Raw genomic sequence first — 836 nt, forward strand, 5'->3', positions numbered from 1 at the left:
CCCGGGGCCGGGTCCCGGGGCCGGGTCCCGGGGCCGGGTCCCGGGGCCGGGTCCCGGGGCCGGTTCTCGGCGGGGCAACGCCGCCCGGAGCGCCACAGCTTCTCCTCGCGGCCTGTCAGGACTCGGCTGCTGCGGGCCGTTGTCAGTGCCCGGTGCGAGACTCGTCTCCTCCGTATCCATCATGCTGGCTGCGTGTGGACGGAAGGCCCCGCCGACAGCGCGGCGGGGCCGCTCACCTCTGGACGGACGGCGACGGAAGGGCGGGCAGGGCAGCATGGCGCACGCGCAAGGCCGCGGCGGCGGACGGAAGTTCCGCGCCGTCACGGCGCTCCAACGGTATGTCGTCAACCCCCTCACCACCCGGCTCCCGGGGCAGGTACTCCTGGAGACCACCGGCCGCGTCTCCGGCCGCCCGCGCCGCACGCCGGTCGGCGGGCGCCGCGTGGGCGACCGGTTCTGGCTGGTGGCCGAGCACGGCGGCGCGGCGCAGTACGTCCGCAACATCCGGGCCGATCCGCACGTCCGGGTCCGGGTGCGGGGCCGCTGGTACCCGGGCACGGCCCACCCCCTCCCGGAGGACGACGCCCGCGCCCGGCTGCGTTCCCTGCCGCTGCTCAACAGCGCCGTGGTCCGCGCGGTGGGCACGCAGTTGCTGACGGTCCGGGTGGACCTCGACGGCGGCTGAGCGCGCGGCACGGTGCCCGGGCGGGCGGCTCCCCGTCTGCGCCACCTGCCTCAGSCCMSCASCSKMSTWCTCCCACGGGCGCCCCTCCGCCAGGTGGAAGAGTTCCGCCCACTGCGGGGCCGTCAGCGACTTGGGCAGGGCGGAGGGGGAC

At 77.3% G+C, this 836-nt stretch carries 1 protein-coding gene; it reads left to right on the forward strand.

The annotated features are described in order from the left end of the window. The first annotated feature begins 274 nt into the window (after nt 1-274). A complete protein-coding gene (locus AB8Z75_RS35120) occupies nt 275-685 on the forward strand; it encodes a nitroreductase/quinone reductase family protein (RefSeq protein ID WP_369209213.1) in 411 nt (136 codons plus the stop codon). Nucleotides 686-836: the final 151 nt, after the last annotated feature.

Origin of the sequence: Streptomyces sp. PU-14G (genome assembly GCF_041028275.1) — a bacterium.
Classification (GTDB): Bacteria; Actinomycetota; Actinomycetes; order Streptomycetales; family Streptomycetaceae; genus Streptomyces.